This window comes from Jeotgalicoccus sp. WY2, from assembly GCF_018437745.1.
In the GTDB taxonomy this organism is placed as follows: domain Bacteria; phylum Bacillota; class Bacilli; order Staphylococcales; family Salinicoccaceae; genus Jeotgalicoccus; species Jeotgalicoccus psychrophilus.
In genome coordinates this window covers 1,868,062-1,892,625 of record NZ_CP049818.1, presented here as the reverse complement: position 1 = coordinate 1,892,625, position 24,564 = coordinate 1,868,062, and the positions used below count along the sequence as shown (strand labels likewise).

Genomic DNA, 24,564 nt, shown 5'->3' with positions numbered 1-24,564 from the left:
GAGAAGGACAATCATCATTAAAATTATGTGCATTTTCTATGGAGTTTACCAATATCGGTTTATATGCGAAATGGATGGGAATTCAATTAATGTAAGTGCATTCAATTCTATAGGAGGGATTTAAAATGGCTCATGAACAACATCAACAACTGATTCAGACGTTACATGAATGTATGGAAGCCTGTAACCACTGTTACGATGCCTGTCTGAGGGAAGAAGACGTAAAAATGATGGCGGAGTGTATCCGATTGGATCGTGAATGTGCAGATATCTGTGCATTCTTAGAACAGGCTCTGACAAGAAATTCACCATTTTCTTCTGATCTGGCGGCAGTATGTGCCAAGGTCTGCGAAGCATGCGGCAACGAGTGTCAAAAACATGACCACGATCACTGCCAGAAATGTGCAGATGCGTGCTTCAAATGTGCAGAGGCTTGTAAAGAAATCGCCTAAGCACAACACTTAGAAAGAAGTGGTATGTCGGAACTTATTCTGGACATACCACTTCTTTTATTTCCGGTTAAGATTGTACCCAGCATTTTAACGAAAATATACATTAAGGTGTATTTGCATTATTAATTAAGAGCGCCCTTGATTTTGACAATACTTATAAGAGACGCCTTAGTTTAGACAAGGTTATAAAAAACAGTTGAGTTCGCTTAGAACCATCGTTGCAAGGAGGAGTAAACCGAATTCCCTTCAAAACAGTCATTAATGTATCTGTTAATTCATATAATAAAAAGAGCTTATCCATGCAGATTATCCATTTGAGATAGATAATCCAGTAAAGATAAGCTCTTTAATATCATCTGTTTTTATTCAACAGGTGACAATTCACTTTCTGTCACCCATTTATGATTTTCTACTTTTTCTCCAGTTGTTGTTGTGAAGTCAAGCATATATACAGTAGTGTCTTCAGCAGATTCTATCACAGCGGTTGCACCATCCATGCCTTTCATGTGATCCGCATCCAAGGTCACTTCAGTGCCGGGCTCCAGTGGTGCTTCTCCTGGACCTTCCAATTCTTCATGGATGACCCATTTATGATTCTCCACTGGGTCTCCACCAGTTGTAGGGTAATAAGTGACACTATAAGCAACAGTATCAAATGCGCCTGCAATTGTTGCTTCAGCACCATACATACCTGGCATATGATCGGCTTTGATAATGGCTTGGCTACCCACTTCATAAGTTGGATCTTCTGCTTCCTCCAGACCGTCAGGGACTACACCAGTGCTGGACATCTGTTCAGCAAAAATGGATTGAATCGTTTCTTTCACTTCTAAAATACTGGTGCGTATATCATTAATTTCTGCTTCAGTCTCTTCAATGGATGCATCCTGGTTTTCCATTTTTTTGGTCACAGCATCCAAATGGTTGTCAGCGGCGTTTAAGCGATTCAGCAGAGATTCCAGCTTGTCCAGATACTCTTTAGAGCTGTACTTCATCAACTGTTATAGGAGGGCCTTCGATAGATCCTTCGATTGCCTCCAGCTCAGATTGGATAGCGTCCGTTTTCTTCTCAACCTTATCCAGTCTCTTTTCAACCTTTGCTTCCCCCTGTGCTTGTCCATTGGCTTGGGGAGCTGCGTTGATGGAATCTGCCGAAACTTGTCCTGCTGAGAAACTGATTCCAGTAACGGTTGCGAGTGTGACGACTATTTTTGTAAATCTGTTATTCATTTTACATTCCTCACTGGTATTTTTTCTAAGAGATATTTACCTTAAATGATACAAGCAATCCAATGCCATGCCTTCTAATCATTTTAAATTTCTATTGATTCACCTTCCTGAAAAAGCATCACCCCCTTTTGTAACTGTGATACTCTTCCCTTTTAGAAGAACACGCATGGCTCGAGATTAAAAATGCTTTAATGCGCATGCCCTTCTTACCCATCATTACGGTGTTTAAGAAATACATACTCCCCTATGAAGATGATGATAATGAAAATGATGGAGACGACAACAATCAGCCAGTCATTCATCAGTTTGACCCACATAAAAGCTGCCAGTACAATTCCATCAAGTATGAATGCGGTCATGACAATGACTGGATTTGCATCCACCTTATCCCTCAGATGTTTAAATACACCCCATTGCACAATCATATCCATCACAAGATACAATATGGCCCCCGACTGAGGCGATACGACTGAGGTCGAAAATGACGGCCAGTACCATCGCAAGTACAATTGTGTATACCAGCGTATGCTTTTGAATTCGTCCTGGCATGCCAAAGTGCTTATGTGGAATCAGCTTCATATCTGTCAGCATGGCAAGCATGCGTGACACCGCAAAGACACTGGCAATAATACCGGATACTGTTGCGATGATCGCAATGCCGACGGTAAACCATACAGCGTAGTTTCCAAATGCTGGCCTTGCGGCTTCTGCAAGCGAGTAGTCTCTGGCTGCAATGATTTCGTTTAACGGCAGATTGCTGGATACCGCCCATGCAACCAGCAGATACACAAAAAGACTGATGGAAATGGATGCGACAATCGCCCGGCCGATATTCTTATGGGGCTTAACGATTTCAGAGCCACTGTTAGTGATCGTCGTAAACCCTTTGAACGCTAGGATGGTGAGTGCCACAGCTGCAATCATGCTGGTAATAGTTGCGTCTTCCGTACTTCCACTGCCCTCTGCGGGTGTAATGGAAAAACCGGCGACCCATAACCCGCCCATCGCAAAGACGACAAGTCCAATTATTTTAAGCAGGGACACAATCGAAGTAAACGTCTGAATGAAACTGTTGCCAGAAATATTAACCAGGAATGCAAAGAGCAAAAGACCAACAGCGAGCACAGGCACCAGGTAGCTGGTTGCATCCATATTGAAAATCTGCAACGTATAGGTACCGAAAGTACGGGCCACGAGACTCTGGTTGATGACCATGGATACGGCCATCAGTATCGCTGCAGAAGCAGTGACGGTACCCTGACCATACGCTTTTGCCAAAAACATGCCGATACCCCCCTGAAGGATATTCATTGCTCATCTTGACATAGGAATACGCACTGAATCCAGTTACAATCCCTCCGACGACAAACATGATCGGGAACCACATGCCGGCAAGTGCGGCAACCTGACCCAGCAATGCAAATATTCCGGCACTGATCATAACCCCTGTCCCAAGACCGATCGCACCAGTCAGAGATAAGCTGTCTTTTTTATATTCGCTCATTAGTATCACCTCAGAAATAATAGTCTCTAAAAAATATACCCATGGTTTGTGCAGTTAGTGTGCAGTTTTTAAAATATTCAAATTAATTTTAGCAATGTGCTCAAAATCTACATTTTTAAACAATCGATAATATGAGAAAGCTACTTTCTAATCCACTTGTAGCCCACGCCCCACACCGTGTGAAAGTAATCATCGATAGGAAAGCCGACTTCCCGAATTTTTTCCCGCATATTTCTAACATGGGAATCCACAGTACGTCCTTCCGTTTCAGAATGCATGCCCCACACTAAATCAATCAATTGATTTCTAGAAAATACCCTTCCTGGATTTTTCATGAGTAATCCAATGATTGCAAATTCTTTTGGTGTTAATTTTATAAGCTGTTTTTTATAGGATAGTTCAAATTGATCTTCGTCCCATAACAGTCTTTCGACTTCAATCCGGTTGACAGGTCTTGTTCTTCTTAGTAATGCATCCATTCTTGCAACCAATTCTTCTTCATTAAAAGGTTTTGTTATATAGTCATCTGCACCCAGCTTGAGTCCTTTTACAATATCTTCTTTCTGCTCACGTGCAGTCACCATGATAATAGGTACATCTGAGTATTGCCGTATTTCTCTGCATACTTCCCATCCATTCATTTCAGGCATCATGATATCCAGTAGAATAAGATCAAACTTCTCTTCTTTAACAAACTTAAGCCCTGCTTTTGCACCTACTGCTTTTCGACAAAAATAAGGGTAAGGTTTCAAGTATAATGTCAACAGTTCGAGCATTCTCTCTTCATCATCGATTAACAGCACTTTATTCATTTACATTCTCCTTCTTTAAAGATATGACGAAAACAGTCCCCTTGCCGAGTGTACTTTCTACTCCAATCTCGCCACCATGCAACTCCACAATTTCTTTAGCGATTGTCAGCCCGAGACCAGACCCTCCGCTTACCCGGGATCTAGACTTTTCAGAACGATACAGTCGATCGAATATAAAGGGTATATCTTCTTCTGGGATTCCTTCTCCGTATCTGAATAGTTGTTAAAATTTCATTTTTATTTTGAATAACTTCCATTGTGATATGACCTTTCTCGGGAGTATACTTTATTGCATTATCTAATATATTCAATATAACTTGTTGAATTCTTTCGGGATCTGCCATAACAACCAAGTTGTCCGGACAATGAAAGAAAAGCTCTATCTTTTTTTCATTGAGCGCTGGACGGATTCGTGCTAAAACCGTCTCAATCAAAGCGCTAAATACTACCCTCTCTTTTGTGATGGTAAATTCATTATGATCGATTTTAGCTAATTCAAATAGATTTTTTTCAGGTCTGCTAAATGCTCTGTTTCTTCCTGAATGATTTTAATGTATCTATTCCTGTCCGTCGTGGATATTTCTTTTCTGCTAATAATATCCGTATACCCTTTCATATAGGTTAAAGGTGTTCGTAGCTCATGCGATATACTCCCTAAAAATTCATTTCTCTCGTTTTTTAAACGTTCCAGATCTTGCGACAGCAAAGTAATCGAAGTCGCCAAATCTCCAAGCTCATCTTTTCGATGTGTATACAATTCCACGTTATGATTGCCTCTACTTAATTGTTCTGTCGCTTTTTTCATCCTCAATACCGGTTGGGTAATAACTCTGGAAAGAATAAACACCGTTATAACAGTCAGAAGTAAAGTCAATAGACCCACAAGCCAAAACTTATGGCTGAGATGATCAATAATCCGTTCGATGCTATCACTTTCAGCAAACATAAAACATGCCCGCTATGTGTTTCGTTAAAAGTTAGGGGGCTGTCTGTCGAGACATTTTTTCTTCTGACCAATTTGATTTCAGGATAACTCCTTCTTGTGGTATTTCACCATAATCAGTATGTTCAATAACAGTTATCATTTCTGGTTCAACCGGATCAGAATTGGTGATTATCTCTCCATTCTCATCTGTTATCACCACAATAAACTGATTCTGACTCCATAATCGCAACATGTTCCAATGTCGTGGTTGTATAGTTTTCTCCAATACGTCTCTGTGTGTATTCCCCCGGGCCAATAAATCCCCCATCACTTCCTCCACACGATCAGCGACCAGATTTGTATATAGGATAGAATAATATGATTTCAATAATAAGAATCACCAGAAAAACCAAAAGTCCGATTTTTAAAGCTAATTTATTGAACATAAAAGCCTCCTCAGTTTTCTGCAACAGCATAAATCGTAATAGATCATCTTATCTTTTGTTCATTAGTCATATTATATAGAAAAGTAGTATTTTTATTATGAATAATTCAGCTTATTTTACTTTGCCCACAACTAAAATTTTCTTCCACTGTTCTTCTGATTCATCTTTAGATACATAAGTATTTCCATTTATAGTATGGATTGCTAACTCATCTTCGTTCTGCGGATTGATTGCAACATACAAAACCATCATCTTTCATTTCCGGTATACTAACGATTGTTTCATCAGCACTTTAACATCTCTTTTGATGAGTGGCGCCTTTCCATCATGTGTTGCATAATAAAAGTCTTCTCCATAGAAATAAACAGTACCTGCTTGACTCGAATATGTAAACCTCTTAAATTCATCTCCATCATCTTCTGATGAGAATTATTCCAGTGGAGGTAGCAGCTGCAACGAAGTTTGATTTTGAAGGATGTATGACTAAGTATAACACCTCACCATCAAGACCTTTTACATGGACTCGTTCCCAAGTTTTCCTCTCGTCAGCACTTTTTTAAAATCTTTTATTTAATTGGGAATTGATCTTAGGATTCAATAGAAAAATATCATGGCTATTATATCCTACTGCAACAGCACGGTAATCTGTCTCTCCTTCAAATTTAATATGCTCCAAAGTTCTACCACCGTCAAAACTGCGTTGAATGCCAAATGGATTCGGAATATCCGAATCTCTTCCTGGCTGGCCGGAAGTATAAAAGCCTTCATCTATTACCTTAAATCTCATATAATCATTATAATTATTATAATTGCTAATAGTTTTATACAATTCATTATCACGAAATATCTTCAACCCACCATGAGTTGCAAAATATAATCCATCATTTTCGCCTGAGAATCCTATTCCATGATTATATCCACCACTCTCTTTATACATTTTATTATTTAAATATCGATTTTTCGTGCAGATTTGAAGGAAGCGCTGAGATATCATCCACGGTTAATAAACCTTTAAATTGAAATCCAATATGTCGAGTCGGTAATATTATTTGATTAAATACATTTATTTTTCATTGAATCTGCACGTAAACTGCAAAAGTTATGGGTAGAGTTCTCAGTAGAACTAATAAAATGGAGGTATATACATGGTAAAAAACAAATATTATTAGGGTTTCTTTCCATATTCGCTGTATTTAATGGCTGCCTGTGGTAATGGGGAAACTCAGCCTAATGAAGATGAAGAAAGCCAAAGCACTGAAACAGAGTCCAGCTCTGAGGAGGAAATGGACATGGAATCAGATTCCGGCGGTCGTATGGAACATTCAGCTGATGAGATGTCCAGTTCCGGTGAAGTACCTGAAGACTTGAAAGAAGCAGAAAATCCAACTTATGCAGTTGGAAGTCAAGCGATTATTGAAGCAGAACACATGCAAGGTATGGATGGTGCTGAAGCAACAATTTCCGGTGCTTTTGACACGACTGTCTATACTGTCTCATACACACCTACGAATGGTGGAGATCCTGTCGAAGATCATAAATGGGTCATCCATGAAGAATTGGAAGAGCCTGGAGAGGCACCCCTTGAACCAGGTGATGAAACTGTAATGAACGCCTCACACATGGAGGGCATGGAAGGTGCAACAGCCACGATTGACTCAGCTGAAGAAACGACTGTCTATATGGTAGATTTTGTTACAACAGATACTGAAGAAGAAGTGCAGAATCATAAGTGGGTTACAGAAAGTGAACTGGCACCTGTGGAATAAATTAGTGAATAGTAATATAGGATAAAAGCATGGATTCCTGATTACAAAGAAAAAATCCGGCAAATCTTGAATTAAGATTTGCCGGATTTTTTATCTTGGTCTCTTTCTACAATTATTATATAGAATCAATATGACATAAAAAGATGATACTCTAAATTCTTAAAATCTTTTGTCATTAACTAGCTGCAGCATGAACACGCAGAACCATCTTCTTTATCAATATCCTCTTTAATCTCGTAGCCGGTATTTTGAATAGCACCTTTGATGTCTGCCAAATTAATTGTACTGTCATTAAATGTTACATCTACTTTACCTTCAGGAATTTGAGCTTTGACTGATTCAACGCCATTTAATTGACTGACACTTCCCTCAACTTTATTAACGCAAGCCCCACATGACATTCCTTCTACATTAAGTGTTACTTTTGACATATAAATTCCTCCTTAAAATTTAATTAGATTACGCTATACAAATTCCATCATACCCCAGGCAGGTATTTTATATTTTCTCTATTTTTTATTTAACCAATCAATTATATGTCTTAATTCATTGTATCTACTGCTGATTAACACTTACATTGACCTGGAACACAATTACATGGCACTACGTCAACTGCATCTCTTTTTTCATCTCTAACACTTTTTCCAACTCTTCTATATCTATATAGCTTAATGTTGATTTTGAAATTAAATCTGCAATAATTTTTCCAATGTCTTTATTACATATATTATCGAAAGTTTGTTCAAGTGTACTTTTAAGAAAGTCACTTTCTTTTAAATTAGTTGAATAAATGTATTTGTTGCCGTCCTTTTCTGTGTTTAATACACCTTTATCAACAAGTCTGCCAATAAGTGTTTTGGTCGTGGCCGGTTTCCAATTCTTTTTATTTTCTATAATATCTCTAATGTCTTTACTCGTAGTTTTATTTTGTGCCCAAACGACCCGCATGACTTCCCACTCGGAGTCTGTGATATTTGAATCAATTTTCATAGTCATATTCTCACCCTAACTTATGGCATTTATGTTATTCAACTTCAAATCTATGCAGTAACTGTGCATTGATTGCTACGATAATTGTACTGAGACTCATCAAAATCGCACCTACAGCAGGACTGAGTATTATTCCCCAAGGCGCCAGTACTCCTGCTGCCAATGGGAGAGCAATCACGTTATATCCGGTTGCCCAAATCAGATTCTGTATCAGTTTATTATATGTTTTTTTAGATAGGCTGAATATTGCAAGAATATCTTTCGGGTTACTGTCAACGAGAACGATGTCTGCACTATCTATTGCAATATCTGTACCTGCGCCCACAGCGATGCCAACATCTGCTTTAGTCAATGCAGGTGCATCATTGATGCCATCTCCTGTCATTGCAACGATCAATCCACGTTCTTGGATTTCTGTCACTTTGTCGGCTTTCTCATCGGGCATCACTTCCGCATAAACCTCATCAATTCCTATTTGTTCTGCAACGTAATTTGCTACTTTCTGATTGTCCCCAGTCAACATGATAGCTTTAATATTTCTCTTATGCAGCTGTTCAATTGCCTGCTTAGAACTTTCCTTAATTTTATCTGCCAGTGCAATGGCACCTGCTAATTCTTCGTTTACCAAAAGAAAAACTACCGTCTTACCTTGTTCTGACCATTTATTAAAGTTCTTATCGTCAAAATCTATTTTTTGTTTACGTACATATCCCGGACTCACTACTTTGACTTGTTTATCATCAATCGTCCCTTCAATTCCTACACCAGTAATTGAATTGAAATTTGACATTTCAAGCAATTCAAGTTCTTTTAACTTGGCTTCATTGAGTATACCTCTCGCAATAGGGTGTTCCGAGTCATTTTCTATTGTTGCTGCATAACTTAAAAGGGTATTTTCGTCAATATTATTGAAAGTCTGTATATCTGTAACACCAAATTTACCCTCAGTCAAAGTACCCGTCTTATCGAAGATCACAGCGTTAATTTTACGAGCCTTTTCAAACTGTGGACGTTTTCGAATTAACAAACCGTGCTTTGCAGCAAGTGATGTAGATACTGAAATAACCAACGGTGCTGCCAGACCTAAAGCATGAGGACAAGCAATAACCAAAACTGTTACCAATCTCATGATAGCAGTATCTATAGTTGCTCCAACACTTATCCAAACGATAAATGTGATAATACCGGCAGCTAAAGCGATATAGAATAACCATTTAGCTGCTTTATTAGTTACATCCTGAGTTTTCGATTTAGTACGTTGTGATTCTCTAACCATATCTATAACTTGTGTCAGATAAGATTCATTCATCAGTTTCTCTACTTCAATAGTGAGAGAACCTTCTCTGTTTATTGAACCTCCAATGACCTCGTCATCAACGGATTTTCCAACTGGAACAGATTCACCCGTTAACATTGATTCATCAACTTGCGACTTTCCTTTAACGATTTTACCATCCAGCGGCATTTTTTCTCCGGGTTTTACTAATAGTAAATCACCCGCTTTAATATCATCAATCTGAACTTCTTCTGTTTCACCATTTTCAGTGATACGGTTTGCCGTATCAGGCATTAATGATGCGAGGGACTCCAGAGCCTTGGAAGCATTGTTAATAGCTCGCATTTCAATCCAATGTCCCAGAAGCATGATTAATACAAGAGTTGCCAGCTCCCAGAAAATTTCTTCCCCATTGAATCCAAAAACAACTGCCATACTATAGAAGTAAGCGACAGAAATCGCCATTGCTATTAATGTCATCATGCCTGGTTCTTTGTTTTTCAATTCATCGTAAGCGCCCTTAATGAATGGCCAACCCCCGTAGAAATAAACGAACGTGGCCAACGCTGCCACAATATAACTATCTCCAGTAAATTGCCAATCCACACCTATGAAATTTTGAATCATCGGAGATAGAAGTACAATTGGAATTGTGAATATCAGGATAATGAAGAATTTATTACGAAAATCTGTCACCATATGCGCATGATGATCGTGTCCGCTATGATTATGGGATTCGTGGCTCTCCTCATGGTTATGATGATTTTCTTCATGCTCAGCATGATTATGATTACCTTCTTTATTCATTTTTTTCCCTCCTACATTATGATACGACTACAACTGTAATCGATTTATTAACTTAATTTTACCTCTGTAGTCGTTATTTGTCAAGCTATTAATTTACTAAGTTTATTATAAAAAATATATGTGCAGAAACTATCCACTACATGTATTTAAAAACTAAGTAAAAATAAATTAACTGCTACTCTGCGATTTAACATTGAATTAAAAATGCAGATTCCACAACACTAAATAGCATTGGGTAATCTGAATAATATATTATTTAAGCTGTAAATCTGTCAGACAGGTGCTGTCATTCTCAAAAGTTGAAAAATTAGATTCAACTTTTTTTCCATCATAATTAATTTCTAAAGAGTAATTTTTATCTCTTGGCAGCCAAAAATCCAAGAAACCATTCTCAAGGGTAGTCAACTTCTCATCAACGTGAACTTCTCCATCTTCATCTGTAATTTTTACATCCATCTCTTCATTCATCAGCTCTCCCTGACAACCTGTTAAGCTATGAAATTCACAAGGATGTGTATATGAGATGTATGGTGCAATAGATACAAAAAATTCATCGTCTGGCAAAGTATAGACATTCTCATCTCCACTATCTTTAACAATAAGTGTTTTATCATTTATAGATGCTGATTCTACAATATTACTAGCGCTTAATTCCGAAACCATTTCTTTAATATTTGATTCGTTCGATGCTGAGTCATCACTACAACCTGTTAAAATAAAGATTACGCCCATCAAAACTGGCATTAAATATTTTTTCATCCAGATTCCTCCTTGATATTTAATTTTAACAATAATTTTTAAACAAATTTTATAAATATATCATTTCTATGAAAGTTATATAAACAAGTCATTTAATGTATTCATAATTAGAAGCCTTGAAAATCTCCAAAGTACGGCTGCAGCCAAATGATAATCTGAGTCAATCCATCAAAATACAGAAGTACACCCATTAATATCATGATGACCCCACCAACTTTCATAATCGTATTCGAGTATTTCAGCATCCAGCGTGTACGAGATACGAAAAAGCTCAATATAAAGAATGGAATTGCAAAGCCCAGACAGTAAATAACCATTAACATTAAAGCATCGTTTGGTGCACTGGCACTCATTGCGAAAATTGCTCCGATAATCGGTCCATTGCACGGCGTCCATCCGGCACCAAAAGCCATACCTATTAAAGTTGAACCTAAAAATCCTGACGGTCTGTTTTTAAATTTTAATTTCCTCTCTTTCATCAGGAAATTAAAATTAAGCACGCCGGTAATGATAAGCCCGAAGAAAATAATCAAGATTGAACCCAGTTGTCTGATCAGATTCGCATGTTCAATCAATATTCCGCCTAAAAAGGACGTGCCAAACCCCAGGGCTATATAGAATAAGCTGAATCCCACAAGAAAGAAAAGTGTGTGGAATATTGCGCGTGCATTGAATTTTTGATTTTCTACTTCATTATAACTCATTCCTGTTATGTAAGAGATAAAAGCAGGAAATACTGGAAGTACACAAGGTGAGACAAAACTTAAGAATCCAGCTCCAAATGCAAGTAAGAAAGTCATTTCACTACCCAAAATAACACTCCATTCATATTGAGATTTTACGATAATTCGAACGAACTCCTAATATATTTTCTCAGAATTTTTTATATTCTGTTAATAATAAACTATATCTAATCCAATTATGCATATGAATGAAGTCCTGCAACAATTAAGTTTATTGCAATTAAGTTAAACAGTATCAGTATAAACCCGATTACTGCCAACCATGCAGATTTCTCCCTTCATATCCTCTGTTCAATCTTAGATGCAGGAAAATAGTATAAAACATAAATGTGATAAATGCCCAGGTTTCCTTCGGGTCCCAACCCCAAAACCTGCTCCATGCAATTTGTGCCCAAATCGCTGCGAAAAATATACCACCAAGTGCAAACAACGGAAAACCTATAATTACTGAACGATAACCTATCTCATCCATTAAGTTTAAATCTGCTTTATTTGCAAGTGGTTTGATAATTGCTGACAATCTCCTTCTGAGTATCAGACGAAGGATCCCGTAGATTATCACTCCCAGCATGACAGACCATATTACCGTGTTCAATGATTGAGATTGAATGACTGGCGGTAAATTAATTCCTGAATGGAAATGGTCCGCAGGTTCATATTCATTATTACCTAAGTGTTCCACTGCAATTGCACCTTCAAAATTAATCAAACTTGGCAAATGATAGTCTGCAACTATCGTCTGTCCTCGCTGATCTGTATACATGAATTCATCACTGTAATCAACTGCACCTTTCATGATGAGTGTCGTCGCGATGTAGACCAAAACAATCACCAAACCTGCCATAATCACTTCAAGCATACGCGCCCGCCATGATTTTTCATCATGAGGAATTGCTTTCAGCAGGTAAATCAGTCCTGCCACTGCACTCATGGATAAAATACCGTAAGAAATCGTCACTGTAATGACGTGGATTGCCAACCAGTTACTCTGTAGCGCCGGAATCAGGGGATTAACATCTGTCGAAAACATGCTGCCATAGGCAATGAGAATTAACGCTAACGGAATGACGAATAATCCTAAAATTTTTGTTTTGTAGTAATGATATGTAATTAAGTAACCTAAAATTAACATTATTGAAAAAGTTGCAATGAACTCATACATATTCGAGACAGGTGCATGTCCGGTTGCTGTCCACCTTAATAAGAAATAAGTAATTTCCATAATAAAAGCCACTATAATCATTATAATAGAAATAAATTCTGCGGTTTTCTTATTAGACTTAACACTTAACGCAAGTGGTATAAGAGAAATCAATAAGTAAAAAAGGCAGCAGTAATCAGCCAGTTACTAATCGATAATAGTGTGGATTCCATATTAATTCCTCCTCATCTCTGTTTATATTTCATTATTATTTTAGCTATCTCTATCTAAAATCTCATCGTATCCGGATTCTCTCAATACAGGATTTATATCTTTCTTTAGTCCAAAATAATTTTTGTTTGTATGCGCACTGATACTGAATCCATCATCAGTATTAACCCATATTCGTCTATGATTAATGTATGAACCAATAAATAGTCCCACTAAAAATATCACAAATCCTGTTGCTATCAATGGCATTGTCAGGTCTTTTTTTAGGGTCAAAACAGTAGCCCAGTGATTTTCATTTTCAACAAATTTTACATTATACTTGTTATTCTCTGTGATATCGGTTGAGTTCATAATTTGAATTAAACTGAGTTCACTAGATTCACTATCGAAAATTTCAAATACAAAAGCAGGGTTTGTAGCTACAGGTGTTTCGGAGATAAGTGCTCCATTCTCATCTATTTCAAGAAAATCTGGAGCATACGCTCTAATATTGACATTCACACCATCTACAACTTCATAATTTTGATGCGGATTATCCAATTCTATTGTAAAAGGTTCCCCAACAGGTTTATCATCATTGTCTTCAAGCTGAAATGTCATGGACTTCATCTGAGAATTATCATAACTTGCCTGATAAATTTCAAATAGATCAAAGCGGTATGGATGATTCACCTGTACACTGTAATCCTCTACCTTCTGTAAATCAGGTGCAGAACCCACTACATCCATATTTTCATTCTCATAAAAGCTAAAATCCGTCTGATAGTTGCTGACGACAGTCTCATTTATATTCTTTAGTGTATTATCATAGACCGTCCCGGATTCTTCATCGTATATATCTATGGTAAATTTATTGTTCTTCACATAATATTTACCATTTGTTTCAGGTACTTGAACCGTTTCACCTTCAGTAATGTAGATCAATTCATCTACATACATACCAGGAAAAAATCTCAACATACTACCAAATAATAGAAGAATTAAACCAAAATGATTTATGTAAGGGCCCCATCTGGATAGTTTTCCTTTTCAAATAGATAGTGATTGTCGTCTTCTTTTACTTTATAACCTTTTTTCTTTAAGCCCTCGACGACATCTGCAGTATTACGGGAACTTCCCTGATGTAAATTCAAGCGTTGTCTCTTATAAAAAGACGGGTGCTTTTTAGCCCGCTGATTTTTTAAAGACTTGAACAACGGTATACCCCTGTCGATACTTGCTGCGATGAGCGAAAGTGCAAGCAAACCAATTAGTATGATGAACCACCAGGAAGAATATAAATTATGAAATCCCAGTTCAATATAAATTTTTCCTAAAGTACCGTAATTCTCTGTATAGTATTGTTGTGGATTGGCCCCCACTGGTATAAAATACTCCTGAGGAAAAATCGTTCCTATAGACGAAGCAATAGTGATGATTGCTATGATCGTTACTCCGACTTTTATTGAAGTAAAGAAAATCCAAATTTTATCAAAAATACTTTTAGAACGGGTTTTCGAACGAATTGCACTGCCATCATAGCGCATTAAATCTTTTATTTTATTTTTATCGTAATCATTATTTATCATTTTCCCGCACGACTGGCATAATTGTGTCCCCGGGGGATTGACATAATTGCAGGATTCACATGTTATCTTCCTAGATTCCATTAAAGCTCACCCTATTCAGAAGTAGATTGTTCCACAAAGCTGTAAATATCGTCTACAGTTAACTGATATTCTTTCTTATCCACGACAATACCGTTTTTATTGATTGCTATTGTCGTCGGCAGTGGTCCGACTTGATAAGCTTTAGTCACATCTCTGTTTCGATCCAATGCGATTGGAAAATCAAGTTTTTCATCTAAGCTGGATAAGAACTGATTAATCTGCTGCTCATCCTCCGAAACATTTATTGCAATGATTTCATAATCATCATGTCCCTCATTATAAATTCGGTTCATATCAGGCATTTCTTCACGACACGGTTTACACCAAGTCCCCCAGAAATTCAAAATAACACCTTTTTCTGAATTGATATCCGATAATTGTATTGAATCACCATTTAACGTCTCCAATTGAAAATCAATTGATTCATCGCCTACTTGTAAGGCTTTTGTATCAGAAGTTAAGTTGAACCATAAGGTCACACCTAACAAAATAATGACACTCAGTATAATACTGATTCTTAAATCTTCCTTGTTTTTTTCTTCATACTCTTACACCTCCAGTAGCAATTACTTTCATCTTGCACCTCATACATAGTTAATTTTGAAAGATAATTTTCAAACAAACTTACTATTCTATTAGAATAAGAAATCATTCGTACACTAGTCTTATTACCAATTTTAGCTATTAAAAATTCCCATCTAATTATTTAGCTTAAATCAAATTTTTAAAGAAACTGTGCATTTTATTAGTATTTAATGTGACATTTCAAATTATGAATAAATTTAAATTCAACACTAAAATAAGCCAGATAAATTTGCTTATGAAAATCGGATGTTTTGAGTAGATCCTAAATAGACAACACTAGAGTGTCTCTTTCACCGATGAATTGCATATATTTTAAATACTATTTTGCACATACTACTTTAGAACCCAGCTTGTCTTCTTACGAAGACAAGCTGGGTTCTTTAATTATAATGCAAATTATCGTCTGAATTAGTGCAGAATAATTACGAAAGTGACAGAAGGGGTAACCGGATGTGAATCGGTGATTAAAGTTTAGCAGACCTTTGTCTTAAATCTGGGTGTGACTTTTGACTTTATTTTGCACTTATTTAAGTGATATTTTGCACTAAAATTAAGCCGATATCTCACATTAAAAGAGAGATATCGGCTTATAAAATTTTCTATTAAAATAGGAATGAGAACAGAGCGTTGAATGTGCCATTTTCAAATAGGATATAAATTCCTAATCCTATAAGACGATTGGAACGATCCAACGTTCATATTTTCGATTTTATCTGAAACAAAATTCAAGGAAGCCAATCGATAGCTGATTAGACATAGAACACCAAATGATCATGAAAACAATGACGGCAATAATGATTTCCATCATATTTAAAGTCGTAAAGTACGGTATATAGATAGCGAAATCATCCGCACTGGAAGCCAGTACAATGAAAGTGACCGTTATGAATAATTGATTGAATCTGCCTGAAGAGAAAAGGGAGAGAATGTTGCCTTCATCTTCGTCTTCTTCACCTTGAATCCATATTTTTAACACAGGTAAAGCGGCAGCAGTCCAAGCAGTCCGATCATCCATTGTTGGGGAACTAGATTAGCAACGCCCAATGACACCAGAAGACTCGCGAGTATAATAATGACTGTCCCAATATATTGTCCAATCCAGATATGTTTTATTGATTACTCTTTTTGATTTGCGAAAACAGAAGAATCAGTATGACGAGATAGTCGATTCCTGTCGCTACATAGATGGCAGCAGCTGTAAATGCCGTTATAATCATTTTTCCAACTCCAATATTCGACATCAGTACTTTTACTTATCTGGGAAGAACCCAGCTTAATTCATCTTCCTTCACACGCATAAGCCTCAAACCATTCAAGGCCACCACTAAAGTGGCACCCATGTCCGAGAGAATCGCAATCCATAGTGTCAGCCATCCTGGGATGACCAACAATAGAGCAATCAGTTTGATTCCAATGGCAAAAGCGATATTCGCTTTGATGATGTTCAATGTTTTACGGCTAAGTTTGATGGTAAAGGGCAGTTTCCTCAGGTCATCGCCCATTAAAGCGACATCCGCTGTTTCAAGAGCGGTATCTGTACCGGCGCCACCCATAGCGATACCAACGGTGGAAGCTGCCAGCGCCGGGGCGTCATTGACCCCATCGCCGACCATGCCTACATGACGATAATCAGTTTTTAGTTGCTTGATTACGTCTAGTTTATCCTGCGGGAGTAATTCAGATTGAATATCTGTGACACCGACATGTGAACCAATCGCACGGGCAGTACTATGATTATCCCCCGTAAGCATGACTGTTTTTTCGATGCCTGCCTGATGCAGCTTCTGGATTACCGCTTTACTTGATTCGCGGACTTCATCCGCGACTGCAATGATTGCCTGAACTGTATTTTTCGTTCCTGCAACCATAACGGTCCTACCTTGTTCTTGAAGTGTTTTGACATCACTTTTAATTGAATCATTGAAATTAGCTGCCTCTATCTCTTCAAATAATGCCGGGCTGCCAACGTAATACATTTCATTATTGATTTTGCCCCGTATCCCTTTGCCTGTAATGGAAGAAAAGTCTTCGACAAAAATATCAGAATAAGGAAGGTTATAACTGTCTGCCTTCTTTATAATCGCGGATGCCAATGGATGCTGGGAACGATCTTCCAATGCTGTGATGACTGCCAGCATTTCCTTTTCATCAATTGCATTGTCGATTAAACGATAATCAGTTACAACCGGGACGCCTTTTGTGAGTGTGCCGGTCTTATCAAATGCAATGGCCTTTAATCCACCCATTTCTTCGAGGTAGACCCCGCCTTTTACAAGGACTCCCTTCTTGGCAGCATTTCCGATTGCCGAAACAATCGCTATCGGCGTGGAAATTACCAATGCACATGGACCTACAACGAGAACCGCTAACCCTTGATACACCCAAGTGGACCAGCTCGCACCGAAAAATAACGGGGGTACAATCGCAACCAGCACTGCGACAACCATAATGGCAGGCGTATAATATTTTGCAAATTTATCAACGAATGCCTGGGCAGGAGCACGCTCACCTTGTGCTTCTTCCACCAGATGAATGATTTTGGCAATGGTCGTATCTTCAACCAATTTAGTGATTTTAACTTCCAGTAAGCCTTCTTCGTTCAGTGTCCCTGCAAATACTTCATCATCGATCGATTTTTCAACCGGCACTGATTCACCTGTGATTGCTGCCTGGTTGATTGCAGAGTAGCCATTGACAATTACGCCGTCCATAGCAATTTTCTGTCCAGGCTTAACAATCATGATATCGCCCACAGCAATATCATTGACGTGCACTGTCATTTCCTGTCCGTTGCGTCTGACAAGTGCCTCTTTAGGAGCAATATCCATCAATGAACTGATGGATTGCCTTGCTCGATCCATCGAGAAACGCTCCAACGCTTCGCTGATGGCAAACAAGATGACAACAATGGCGACCTCGGCCCATTCTCCGATGATGACACCGCCAATCACTGCGACTGTCATCAGGGTTTCATATCAAATTCAAACCGGACTAAATTCTGGAGACCCGTTTTCAGCATTGAAGCCCCTCCGACAATCATGGAAGTGATGAACAGCAGTGGTGTAAGAATATTGTCATCACCATTCACCAACATTGAAATGAAGCCAAAAGCGATAAACAGTAGCGAATAGAGCAGAGTGCTGTGCTTTTATAAAATGGAATGGTTACTTCCTTTTCTTTTTTGTCTTGTCCACTTTCTTCCAGGGATTTCTCAGGCACCACTTTGAGGTTTTCAAACGCCCCTGCTTCTTCCAGTTCCTCAACCGTTGCAGAACCATATACAGAAATTTTTGATGCGCCAAAATTCACCTTCGCATCTTGAACTTCAGGTAGTTTCTTCACATTATTCTCAAATTTCCCTGCACAGTTCGCACAGGAAAACCCCTGAACACGGTAAACTTTTTTTTCTTTATTTACTTCTGGTTGCGTTTGACGCATAGACTTTTCAGGCACCACTTTGAGGTTTTCAAATGCCCCTGCTTCTTCCAGTTCCTCAACCGTTGCAGAACCATATACAGAAATTTTTGATGCGCCAAAATTCACCTTCGCATCTTGAACTTCAGGTAGTTTCTTCACATTGCGCTCAAATTTCCCTGCACAGTTCGCACAGGAAAACCCCTGAACACGGTAAACTTTTTTTTTTCTTCAGTCAGCTCTGCAATCCCTTCAGACATTGGTTATCACTTCTTTCCTATGTATTAATGCAATCGTCATGATTTCTTTAATATGCTGATCTTCCAGTGAATAGAACGCGAGTTTCCCTTCTTTCCTGAATGTAACGATGCCTTCTTTGTAGAGCGTGCGTAAATGATGAGATGCATTTGCTACAGTCACACCGAGTATATTGCGATATCACAGACGCATAATTCCTCTTCCTTGCATAAGGAATAGGTGATTTTTGCCCTATTCACATCGGCAATAGCCTTAAGCATCTGTGATATACCGGCAATATCTACAGTTTGTAAATTCTCTTGCATCCGGTTAACCTTTTCTTCGTCATAACAAAAAACTTCACACGTTTCTTTCTTATTCATACATACACCTCATCATTCAAATATTGTTTGAGTATAGCATAACATCTTGTTTTTCTTTATTCAAGCAGACGTTTGAATAATAATAAATTTGTATAAGTTTTTCTCGACATAGAAAGAATTTTCTGAAATAAAGCTGAAAGAAATTACGATATCGTAAGTGAACTTTATTGTGATAAATAATTTATTCGTTCTTAAAAGTACAATTTTACGAACTATTTGAAAACATTTGAAATAGATCAAAATAAACGTTCTTAAACATATTAAAATAGTTTACGAACGTTCAATATTTTGCATATACTTTTACGAACGTTTTTCATTTATAATTAGAAAAATAATCTTCTGGTGAAACAATTTGTAGATGTGCTTTTCTCTCTTAAATTTTTGATTAATTAGAGTAGATCCTAAATAGACAACACTAGAGTGTCTCTTTCACCGATGAATTGCATATATTTTAAATACTATTTTGCACATACTACTTTAGAACCCAGCTTGTCTTCTTACGAAGACAAGCTGGGTTCTTTAATTATAATGCAAATTATCGTCTGAATTAGTGCAGAATAATTACGAAAGTGACAGAAGGGGTAACCGGATGTGAATCAGTGATTAAAGTTTAGCAGACCTTTGTCTTAAATCTGGGTGTGACTTTTGACTTTATTTTGTACTTATTTAAGTGATATTTTGCACTAAAATTAAGCCGATATCTCACATTAAAAGAGAGATATCGGCTTATAAAATTTTCTATTAAAATAGGAATGAGAACGGTACGTTTAATGCTTTGACTTCCCTTCTCTTTTAAAGTGTTATATCTAAACTGTATAAATATTTAAAAAACAATCTATTGACGGTCCCCTTAGCTAAGATCTAATTCGAAAAAACAAACCACTTTGATTAATTCTTTTCAAGGTGGTTTGTTTTTTGTTCTACGATTCTTAAATAAGCCAGTATTTTAAGTAACTTTATTTTCGCATATAGATTGGTATGCTGATATAATTCCAGTTTTGACATAAATTCGAACAATACATGATTGGCTCATTAAACGAAGAGTTTGGTGATACAATTAGTGTTAAATAAAAATAGGCAGGTGTTTTAATGAAAAGAAGTAATTCCTCTACATTTAAATTTATTGTAATTGCTACCCTGGCTATTGTGGTATTGGTTATTGCAGGTGTTATTATCTACAATACTAATTCCCAATCGAGTCAGGGAATGGTATCAGGTAAGCAACCTCCAATTGAAGACCAACCGACATTAGGCGATTCAGATGCGCCTGTTACAATAGTAGAATTCGGAGATTTCAAATGTCCAGCTTGTAAAGCTTGGGGATCAGATGTTTTTCCAAAACTGGTAAATGACTATGTCGATACAGGAGAAGTGAAGTTCTCTTATGTAAATGTCTTATTTCATGGAGAAGAGTCTGAATTAGGATCATTAGCAGCTGAATCCGTCTATAAACAAAATCCTGATGCTTATTGGGAATTTCATAAAGCGCTCTTCGAAGCACAACCGAGTGATGACCACGATAGAAGTTGGATTACAACTGAAAATATCCTTGAAATAGCGAGCGGAGTCTCAGGTATTGATACAAATGATTTGAAATCTTCGATTGAAAATAATTCAGAGATGGACGCAGTGAATAGAGATTCGGAGCTGGCTTCAGAAATTGGCGTTCAATTCACCCCAACTATTATGATAAATGAGACAATAATAGAAGACCCATTCGATTATGAGTCAATTAAAGAGGTAATAGACTCTGAATTAGAGGAAAATTAAGATATGAGAAAAACAGATATTTCTCAGCTATTATTATATGTAGCATGGTTGGTCTCAATTATAGCAACACTTGGCAGTCTATACTTCAGCGAAATACAAAGCTTCATTCCTTGTGAACTTTGCTGGTACCAGAGAATCCTAATGTATCCTTTAGTATTGATACTTGGAATAGCCACCTTTCAAAATGATAAATCTGTTAAGAAATATGTATTACCAATATCAATCATTGGCAGTTCAATTTCTCTCTTTCATTATTTAGAACAAAAAGTACCTGGGTTTGCGGAAATTAAACCATGTGCCAATGGTGTGCCATGCAGTACCGAGTATATTAATTGGCTTGGATTCATCACAATACCATTTTTAGCCTTAATTGCGTTCTCATTAGTTTCAGCATGTATGCTTCTTGTTAGAAAATAGAAAATCATTATTAAAAGAGGTGTCATCAAAATTGATGGCACCTCTTTTGCTTATATATTGATTTGTTTTACTGCACCTATTGCACACCTAAAATAATTCCAACGTAAATGGATATAGACATCAGTAAAGAGGAGAATGTAGAAGCGAAAACAGACTTTTTTCGTACAGCTGAGTATATGGTCAATAATAAAAACAACAAACCTAAAGCGAATAACAGGTAGTTTTCCAAAGCAAATGACATGGTGACATTGAACACGCCCCCCTGTTCAGCATTCTGGATAGTGTTTACAATATCTCCATCGTACAATGCATTAAATAGGGGGGAAGCCCCCTCTGTTTTTACCAGTCTATAAATTTGATGCGGTGGCCAGGACTGCCCCATAAAGGCTGTCAGCCCGAACACAACCAAAGCATAGATACTTTCCAGTCTTGCCCATTTTAAAGGGTTGAATGACGCATTATTTTGCTGCTTCCTAAACAGAAATCCATTTATCAAAGCGAATATTACAAGTGAAATGATAAATATATGCTTCAGAACCAATGCCTGGCCGTAATTCACTATAAGACTGTTCTGATATTCCTGCAGCACAGAAGCGTTCACATCATCATATGAATCAATATCAATTTCCATAGTAAAGTACCCTGTAATGATCGCGATTGCAAGGCATATTATTGCCACTGGAGTAAACCATTTCAAAAATGGTGTCCAATTATGTTTATCCTTGGAAAACCAGCTGATTACAAAAAGAATTCCTATCCATATGCTAATTGACATGAAATGAAGTGTATGTACAATGAATCCTTGCCATTCGGTAATGGTGGCAGCATGTGCTGAATTTGTGTAGCCGAACAGCATCAATAAGGTTAAAACCAAAGCCCACATTTTTAAATGCAACTTTTCTGTCAGGTGCCTGGCTCTCAATACAAATATGAGAATGATGGATATAAAACTGATAAACAGCCAGGCTTTGCCAATTTCAAAGGTCAGTATTACATTCATTAAGGTTGACCAGAGACCCATATCTCCAGCCAATATACTTGCCGTTCGAAAAACTGGAAAGAAAACGGTTATAGGTATTAAAATAGCCGTTAAATATAGTAACTTTTTGGGCACGTTCAAAGTTGTCCTCTTATCTTCCGGAACGATATATAAAATCAAAGAGCCGATGAGGAGCGAGAAACAAATGTATAATATAAATTCTGTCAAGGAAACTAAAAGCATTTCAATTCACCTCCTACTTTTTGCGTTTATCAGTAAATAACCAGATTGCAAATATTGTACCAATAACTACAAGAAGAATTATGATTACAGTACTTAACGAAACTCGATCATTTACGGTATCCGTCTGTTCTCCGGTTGTATTTTTTGAGCCGGAAGATTGATCATTCGGTTCATCCCCCACCCCATCAGTATTATTCTGACCGGCATCATTTGTTTCGGTATTAATATTATTCTCATTTTGATTGACACCTTTCTGAATTTTACTATCTTCAGTTTCCAATATTGAGAAAGAATACCCATCCTCAATCAAATGCCCATCACTTCCGATGATCTTCCAATTCACTCTATACGTTCCTGATTCGAGCACATCTTTAAATGTTGCTTTCATTTCATCATCTTCTATATCAATAGCTGATGGTTGAAGCTCCTGACCCTCTTCATTCGTAAGGTAAAGGGTGCTCCCATTTTCAATCTTTGTACTAAAGTAGAGTTCTATTGTATCTATGGTTTCTTCGAGTTGTTCTCCATCCACTGGGTCGGCTGCTTCTAAAACAGAGTGTCCACTGGCTTCTTCGAACGGAATCGCAACAAATAACAGTGTAGCCGCTATAACCACATACATTATTCTTAAATCAAACATGTAACATTCTCCTGTTCAAGCTGCCATAATTTATATAGTAATCATATCATTTAATCAACTAAAAAGATGTGTGCTGTAAGAGTTGTAATGAAATCGTCAAATATATAGTAATGAAGTGTGCTAAAAAAGCTGCCATTAATATTATGGCAGCTTTTTCATAATGCAATATATTCTCTTATTTAATGTTCATGATTATGCTCCATATTGTCATCCTTGCACATTACAGAATCTTTATGAGGATGATTATCACTTTCCATCTGAATAGTTGCATGTCCAATATTCTCGTCTTCCAACTTTTGTTCAATTGTTTTCAACATTTCCTGACTTTCCTGAACAAAAATGGTTCCATCCACTACCACATGGCATGAAAGTGCATTTTTACCACTTGTAATACTCCATACATGCAAGTCATGCATGTTATTTACACCAGGAATGCTCTCTATGGTTTTAATCACTGCATCAATTTCAACATTTTTGGGTGTCCCATCAATACATGAATGGACTCTTTTGTCACACGCCACCCACTTATTAATACAAGCACTGCGACAATCACACTTGCCAACGGATCTGCCCACCCCCAGTTGAAGAAGATGATCATCAAAGCTGCAACAATGGCACCCACTGAACCAAGTAGATCGCCTAACACATGTAAAAATGCTGCCCGTATGTTCAAGTTTTCCTTTGTATCCCCGCCGCGCATGAGGAGCCATGCTACAAGGATATTTATCAGTAATCCAATAGTAGCAATGATCAACATGCCAGTAGAGGCCACTTCAGGCGGGTCCGTAAACCGTTGGTATGCCTCATAAAAAATGTAGATAGCAATCAGTACCAGAGTAACTCCATTAAATACTGCTGCCAGAATTTCAAACCGTTTATATCCATATGTTTTACTATAATCAGCAGCTTTTTCTCCAAGTATAAAAGCCAACAACCCAACACCTAGCGAAATTGAATCACTTAACATATGACCCGCGTCAGCTAGTAAGGCGAGACTGTTGGTCAAGAAACCCCCAATCGCTTCAATAACCATATATGTTGTGATAATGATAAAGCTAATCAAAAGCGTTTTTTTGTTTGCACCATGTGTATGGTCATGTTCCTGAGCCATTCGATTACCTCCTGTTAATATTTGCAGATAAGTATATTTAATTGAATTCTATAT

The 24,564-nt window shown here is 37.4% G+C and carries 21 protein-coding genes and 7 pseudogenes; 4 read left to right on the top strand and 24 right to left on the bottom strand.

Annotation, left to right across the window (positions count from 1 at the left end; genetic code table 11):
* Positions 1-125 precede the first annotated feature (125 nt).
* The gene (locus G4D76_RS10960) at positions 126-452 is read left to right on the top strand and encodes a four-helix bundle copper-binding protein (RefSeq protein WP_020006663.1); all 327 of its coding nucleotides are present in this window, start codon (positions 126-128) and stop codon (positions 450-452) included.
* Between the two features lie 362 nt (positions 453-814).
* On the opposite strand, the gene G4D76_RS10955 is transcribed toward G4D76_RS10960, so the two are convergent.
* The 9 genes and pseudogenes from G4D76_RS10955 to G4D76_RS10930 form a co-directional block, all read right to left on the bottom strand.
* The gene (locus tag G4D76_RS10955) at positions 815-1,351 is read right to left on the bottom strand and encodes a YdhK family protein (protein ID WP_020006662.1); all 537 of its coding nucleotides are present in this window, start codon (positions 1,349-1,351) and stop codon (positions 815-817) included.
* A gap of 79 nt (positions 1,352-1,430) precedes the next feature.
* Positions 1,431-1,682, bottom strand: a complete 252-nt coding sequence (locus G4D76_RS10950) for a hypothetical protein (protein WP_213809876.1) — start codon at positions 1,680-1,682, stop codon at positions 1,431-1,433.
* Between the two features lie 206 nt (positions 1,683-1,888).
* A pseudogene (locus G4D76_RS10945) lies at positions 1,889-3,186 on the bottom strand (APC family permease).
* A gap of 140 nt (positions 3,187-3,326) precedes the next feature.
* Positions 3,327-3,998, bottom strand: a complete 672-nt coding sequence (locus G4D76_RS10940) for a response regulator transcription factor (RefSeq protein ID WP_213809875.1) — start codon at positions 3,996-3,998, stop codon at positions 3,327-3,329.
* Positions 3,991-4,161: an ATP-binding protein gene (locus G4D76_RS16160; RefSeq protein ID WP_256440578.1), complete on the bottom strand. Its 171-nt coding sequence runs from the start codon at positions 4,159-4,161 to the stop codon at positions 3,991-3,993. Before G4D76_RS16160 ends, G4D76_RS10940 begins: the two co-directional genes overlap by 8 nt.
* On the bottom strand, positions 4,148-4,342 hold the full coding sequence (locus G4D76_RS16155; RefSeq protein ID WP_256440577.1) for an ATP-binding protein: 195 nt from the start codon (positions 4,340-4,342) through the stop codon (positions 4,148-4,150). Before G4D76_RS16155 ends, G4D76_RS16160 begins: the two co-directional genes overlap by 14 nt.
* 146 nt (positions 4,343-4,488) lie before the next feature.
* Positions 4,489-4,944, bottom strand: a complete 456-nt coding sequence (locus G4D76_RS15315; protein ID WP_250129949.1) for a histidine kinase dimerization/phospho-acceptor domain-containing protein — start codon at positions 4,942-4,944, stop codon at positions 4,489-4,491.
* A 31-nt stretch (positions 4,945-4,975) separates the two neighbouring features.
* Positions 4,976-5,251, bottom strand: coding sequence for a hypothetical protein (locus G4D76_RS15310; protein ID WP_250129948.1), 276 nt, complete (start codon positions 5,249-5,251; stop codon positions 4,976-4,978).
* 674 nt (positions 5,252-5,925) lie between these two features.
* Positions 5,926-6,306 (bottom strand): hypothetical protein, encoded by a 381-nt coding sequence (locus G4D76_RS10930; RefSeq protein ID WP_213809874.1) that lies wholly within the window; start codon positions 6,304-6,306, stop codon positions 5,926-5,928.
* 352 nt (positions 6,307-6,658) lie between these two features.
* Between G4D76_RS10930 and G4D76_RS10925 the strand changes: the two genes are divergently transcribed.
* Positions 6,659-7,135, top strand: a complete 477-nt coding sequence (locus tag G4D76_RS10925) for a YdhK family protein (RefSeq protein WP_371814479.1) — start codon at positions 6,659-6,661, stop codon at positions 7,133-7,135.
* Positions 7,136-7,314: 179 nt separating this feature from the next.
* Here G4D76_RS10925 and G4D76_RS10920 read toward each other — a convergent pair whose 3' ends face one another.
* From G4D76_RS10920 to G4D76_RS10865, 12 genes and pseudogenes are all read right to left on the bottom strand, one after another.
* The gene (locus G4D76_RS10920; RefSeq protein WP_051239034.1) at positions 7,315-7,566 is read right to left on the bottom strand and encodes a copper ion binding protein; all 252 of its coding nucleotides are present in this window, start codon (positions 7,564-7,566) and stop codon (positions 7,315-7,317) included.
* A 134-nt stretch (positions 7,567-7,700) separates the two neighbouring features.
* Positions 7,701-8,131 (bottom strand): annotated as a pseudogene (locus G4D76_RS10915) (CopY/TcrY family copper transport repressor).
* 28 nt (positions 8,132-8,159) lie between these two features.
* Positions 8,160-10,208 (bottom strand): copper-translocating P-type ATPase, encoded by a 2,049-nt coding sequence (locus tag G4D76_RS10910; protein WP_213809872.1) that lies wholly within the window; start codon positions 10,206-10,208, stop codon positions 8,160-8,162.
* A gap of 252 nt (positions 10,209-10,460) precedes the next feature.
* Positions 10,461-10,967, bottom strand: a complete 507-nt coding sequence (locus tag G4D76_RS10905; protein ID WP_026859513.1) for a CueP family metal-binding protein — start codon at positions 10,965-10,967, stop codon at positions 10,461-10,463.
* A gap of 107 nt (positions 10,968-11,074) precedes the next feature.
* The gene (locus G4D76_RS10900; RefSeq protein WP_052256062.1) at positions 11,075-11,779 is read right to left on the bottom strand and encodes a cytochrome c biogenesis protein CcdA; all 705 of its coding nucleotides are present in this window, start codon (positions 11,777-11,779) and stop codon (positions 11,075-11,077) included.
* 107 nt (positions 11,780-11,886) lie between these two features.
* Positions 11,887-13,084, bottom strand: a pseudogene (gene ccsB / locus G4D76_RS10895) (c-type cytochrome biogenesis protein CcsB).
* A gap of 40 nt (positions 13,085-13,124) precedes the next feature.
* Positions 13,125-14,063: a cytochrome c biogenesis ResB family protein gene (locus G4D76_RS16150; protein ID WP_256440576.1), complete on the bottom strand. Its 939-nt coding sequence runs from the start codon at positions 14,061-14,063 to the stop codon at positions 13,125-13,127.
* A gap of 14 nt (positions 14,064-14,077) precedes the next feature.
* Positions 14,078-14,650 carry a cytochrome c biogenesis ResB family protein gene (locus G4D76_RS16145; protein ID WP_256440473.1) on the bottom strand — a complete coding sequence of 191 codons (573 nt, stop codon included), beginning with the start codon at positions 14,648-14,650 and terminating at the stop codon, positions 14,078-14,080.
* Between the two features lie 92 nt (positions 14,651-14,742).
* Entirely contained in the window at positions 14,743-15,210 is a 468-nt protein-coding gene (locus G4D76_RS10885) for a redoxin domain-containing protein (RefSeq protein ID WP_250130322.1), read from the bottom strand.
* 708 nt (positions 15,211-15,918) lie between these two features.
* Positions 15,919-16,533, bottom strand: a pseudogene (locus G4D76_RS10880) (CadD family cadmium resistance transporter).
* A 36-nt stretch (positions 16,534-16,569) separates the two neighbouring features.
* Positions 16,570-18,990 (bottom strand): annotated as a pseudogene (locus G4D76_RS10875) (heavy metal translocating P-type ATPase).
* A pseudogene (locus G4D76_RS10865) lies at positions 18,983-19,350 on the bottom strand (ArsR/SmtB family transcription factor). The pseudogenes G4D76_RS10875 and G4D76_RS10865 overlap by 8 nt, the downstream one beginning before the upstream one ends.
* Before the next feature lie 1,089 nt (positions 19,351-20,439).
* Between G4D76_RS10865 and G4D76_RS10860 the strand changes: the two are divergent.
* A complete protein-coding gene (locus tag G4D76_RS10860; protein WP_145290252.1) occupies positions 20,440-21,120 on the top strand; it encodes a DsbA family protein in 681 nt (226 codons plus the stop codon).
* Positions 21,121-21,123: 3 nt separating this feature from the next.
* Entirely contained in the window at positions 21,124-21,537 is a 414-nt protein-coding gene (locus G4D76_RS10855; protein WP_111747095.1) for a disulfide oxidoreductase, read from the top strand.
* Between the two features lie 76 nt (positions 21,538-21,613).
* On the opposite strand, the gene G4D76_RS10850 is transcribed toward G4D76_RS10855, so the two are convergent.
* The 3 genes and pseudogenes from G4D76_RS10850 to G4D76_RS10840 all read right to left on the bottom strand — a co-directional run bounded on the left by G4D76_RS10850 (position 21,614) and on the right by G4D76_RS10840 (position 24,510).
* On the bottom strand, positions 21,614-22,759 hold the full coding sequence (locus tag G4D76_RS10850; protein WP_213809871.1) for a copper resistance D family protein: 1,146 nt from the start codon (positions 22,757-22,759) through the stop codon (positions 21,614-21,616).
* 13 nt (positions 22,760-22,772) lie between these two features.
* The gene (locus G4D76_RS10845) at positions 22,773-23,399 is read right to left on the bottom strand and encodes a copper resistance CopC family protein (RefSeq protein WP_213809870.1); all 627 of its coding nucleotides are present in this window, start codon (positions 23,397-23,399) and stop codon (positions 22,773-22,775) included.
* Positions 23,400-23,578: 179 nt separating this feature from the next.
* Positions 23,579-24,510: pseudogene (locus G4D76_RS10840) on the bottom strand (cation diffusion facilitator family transporter).
* Between the last annotated feature and the right edge of the window lie 54 nt (positions 24,511-24,564).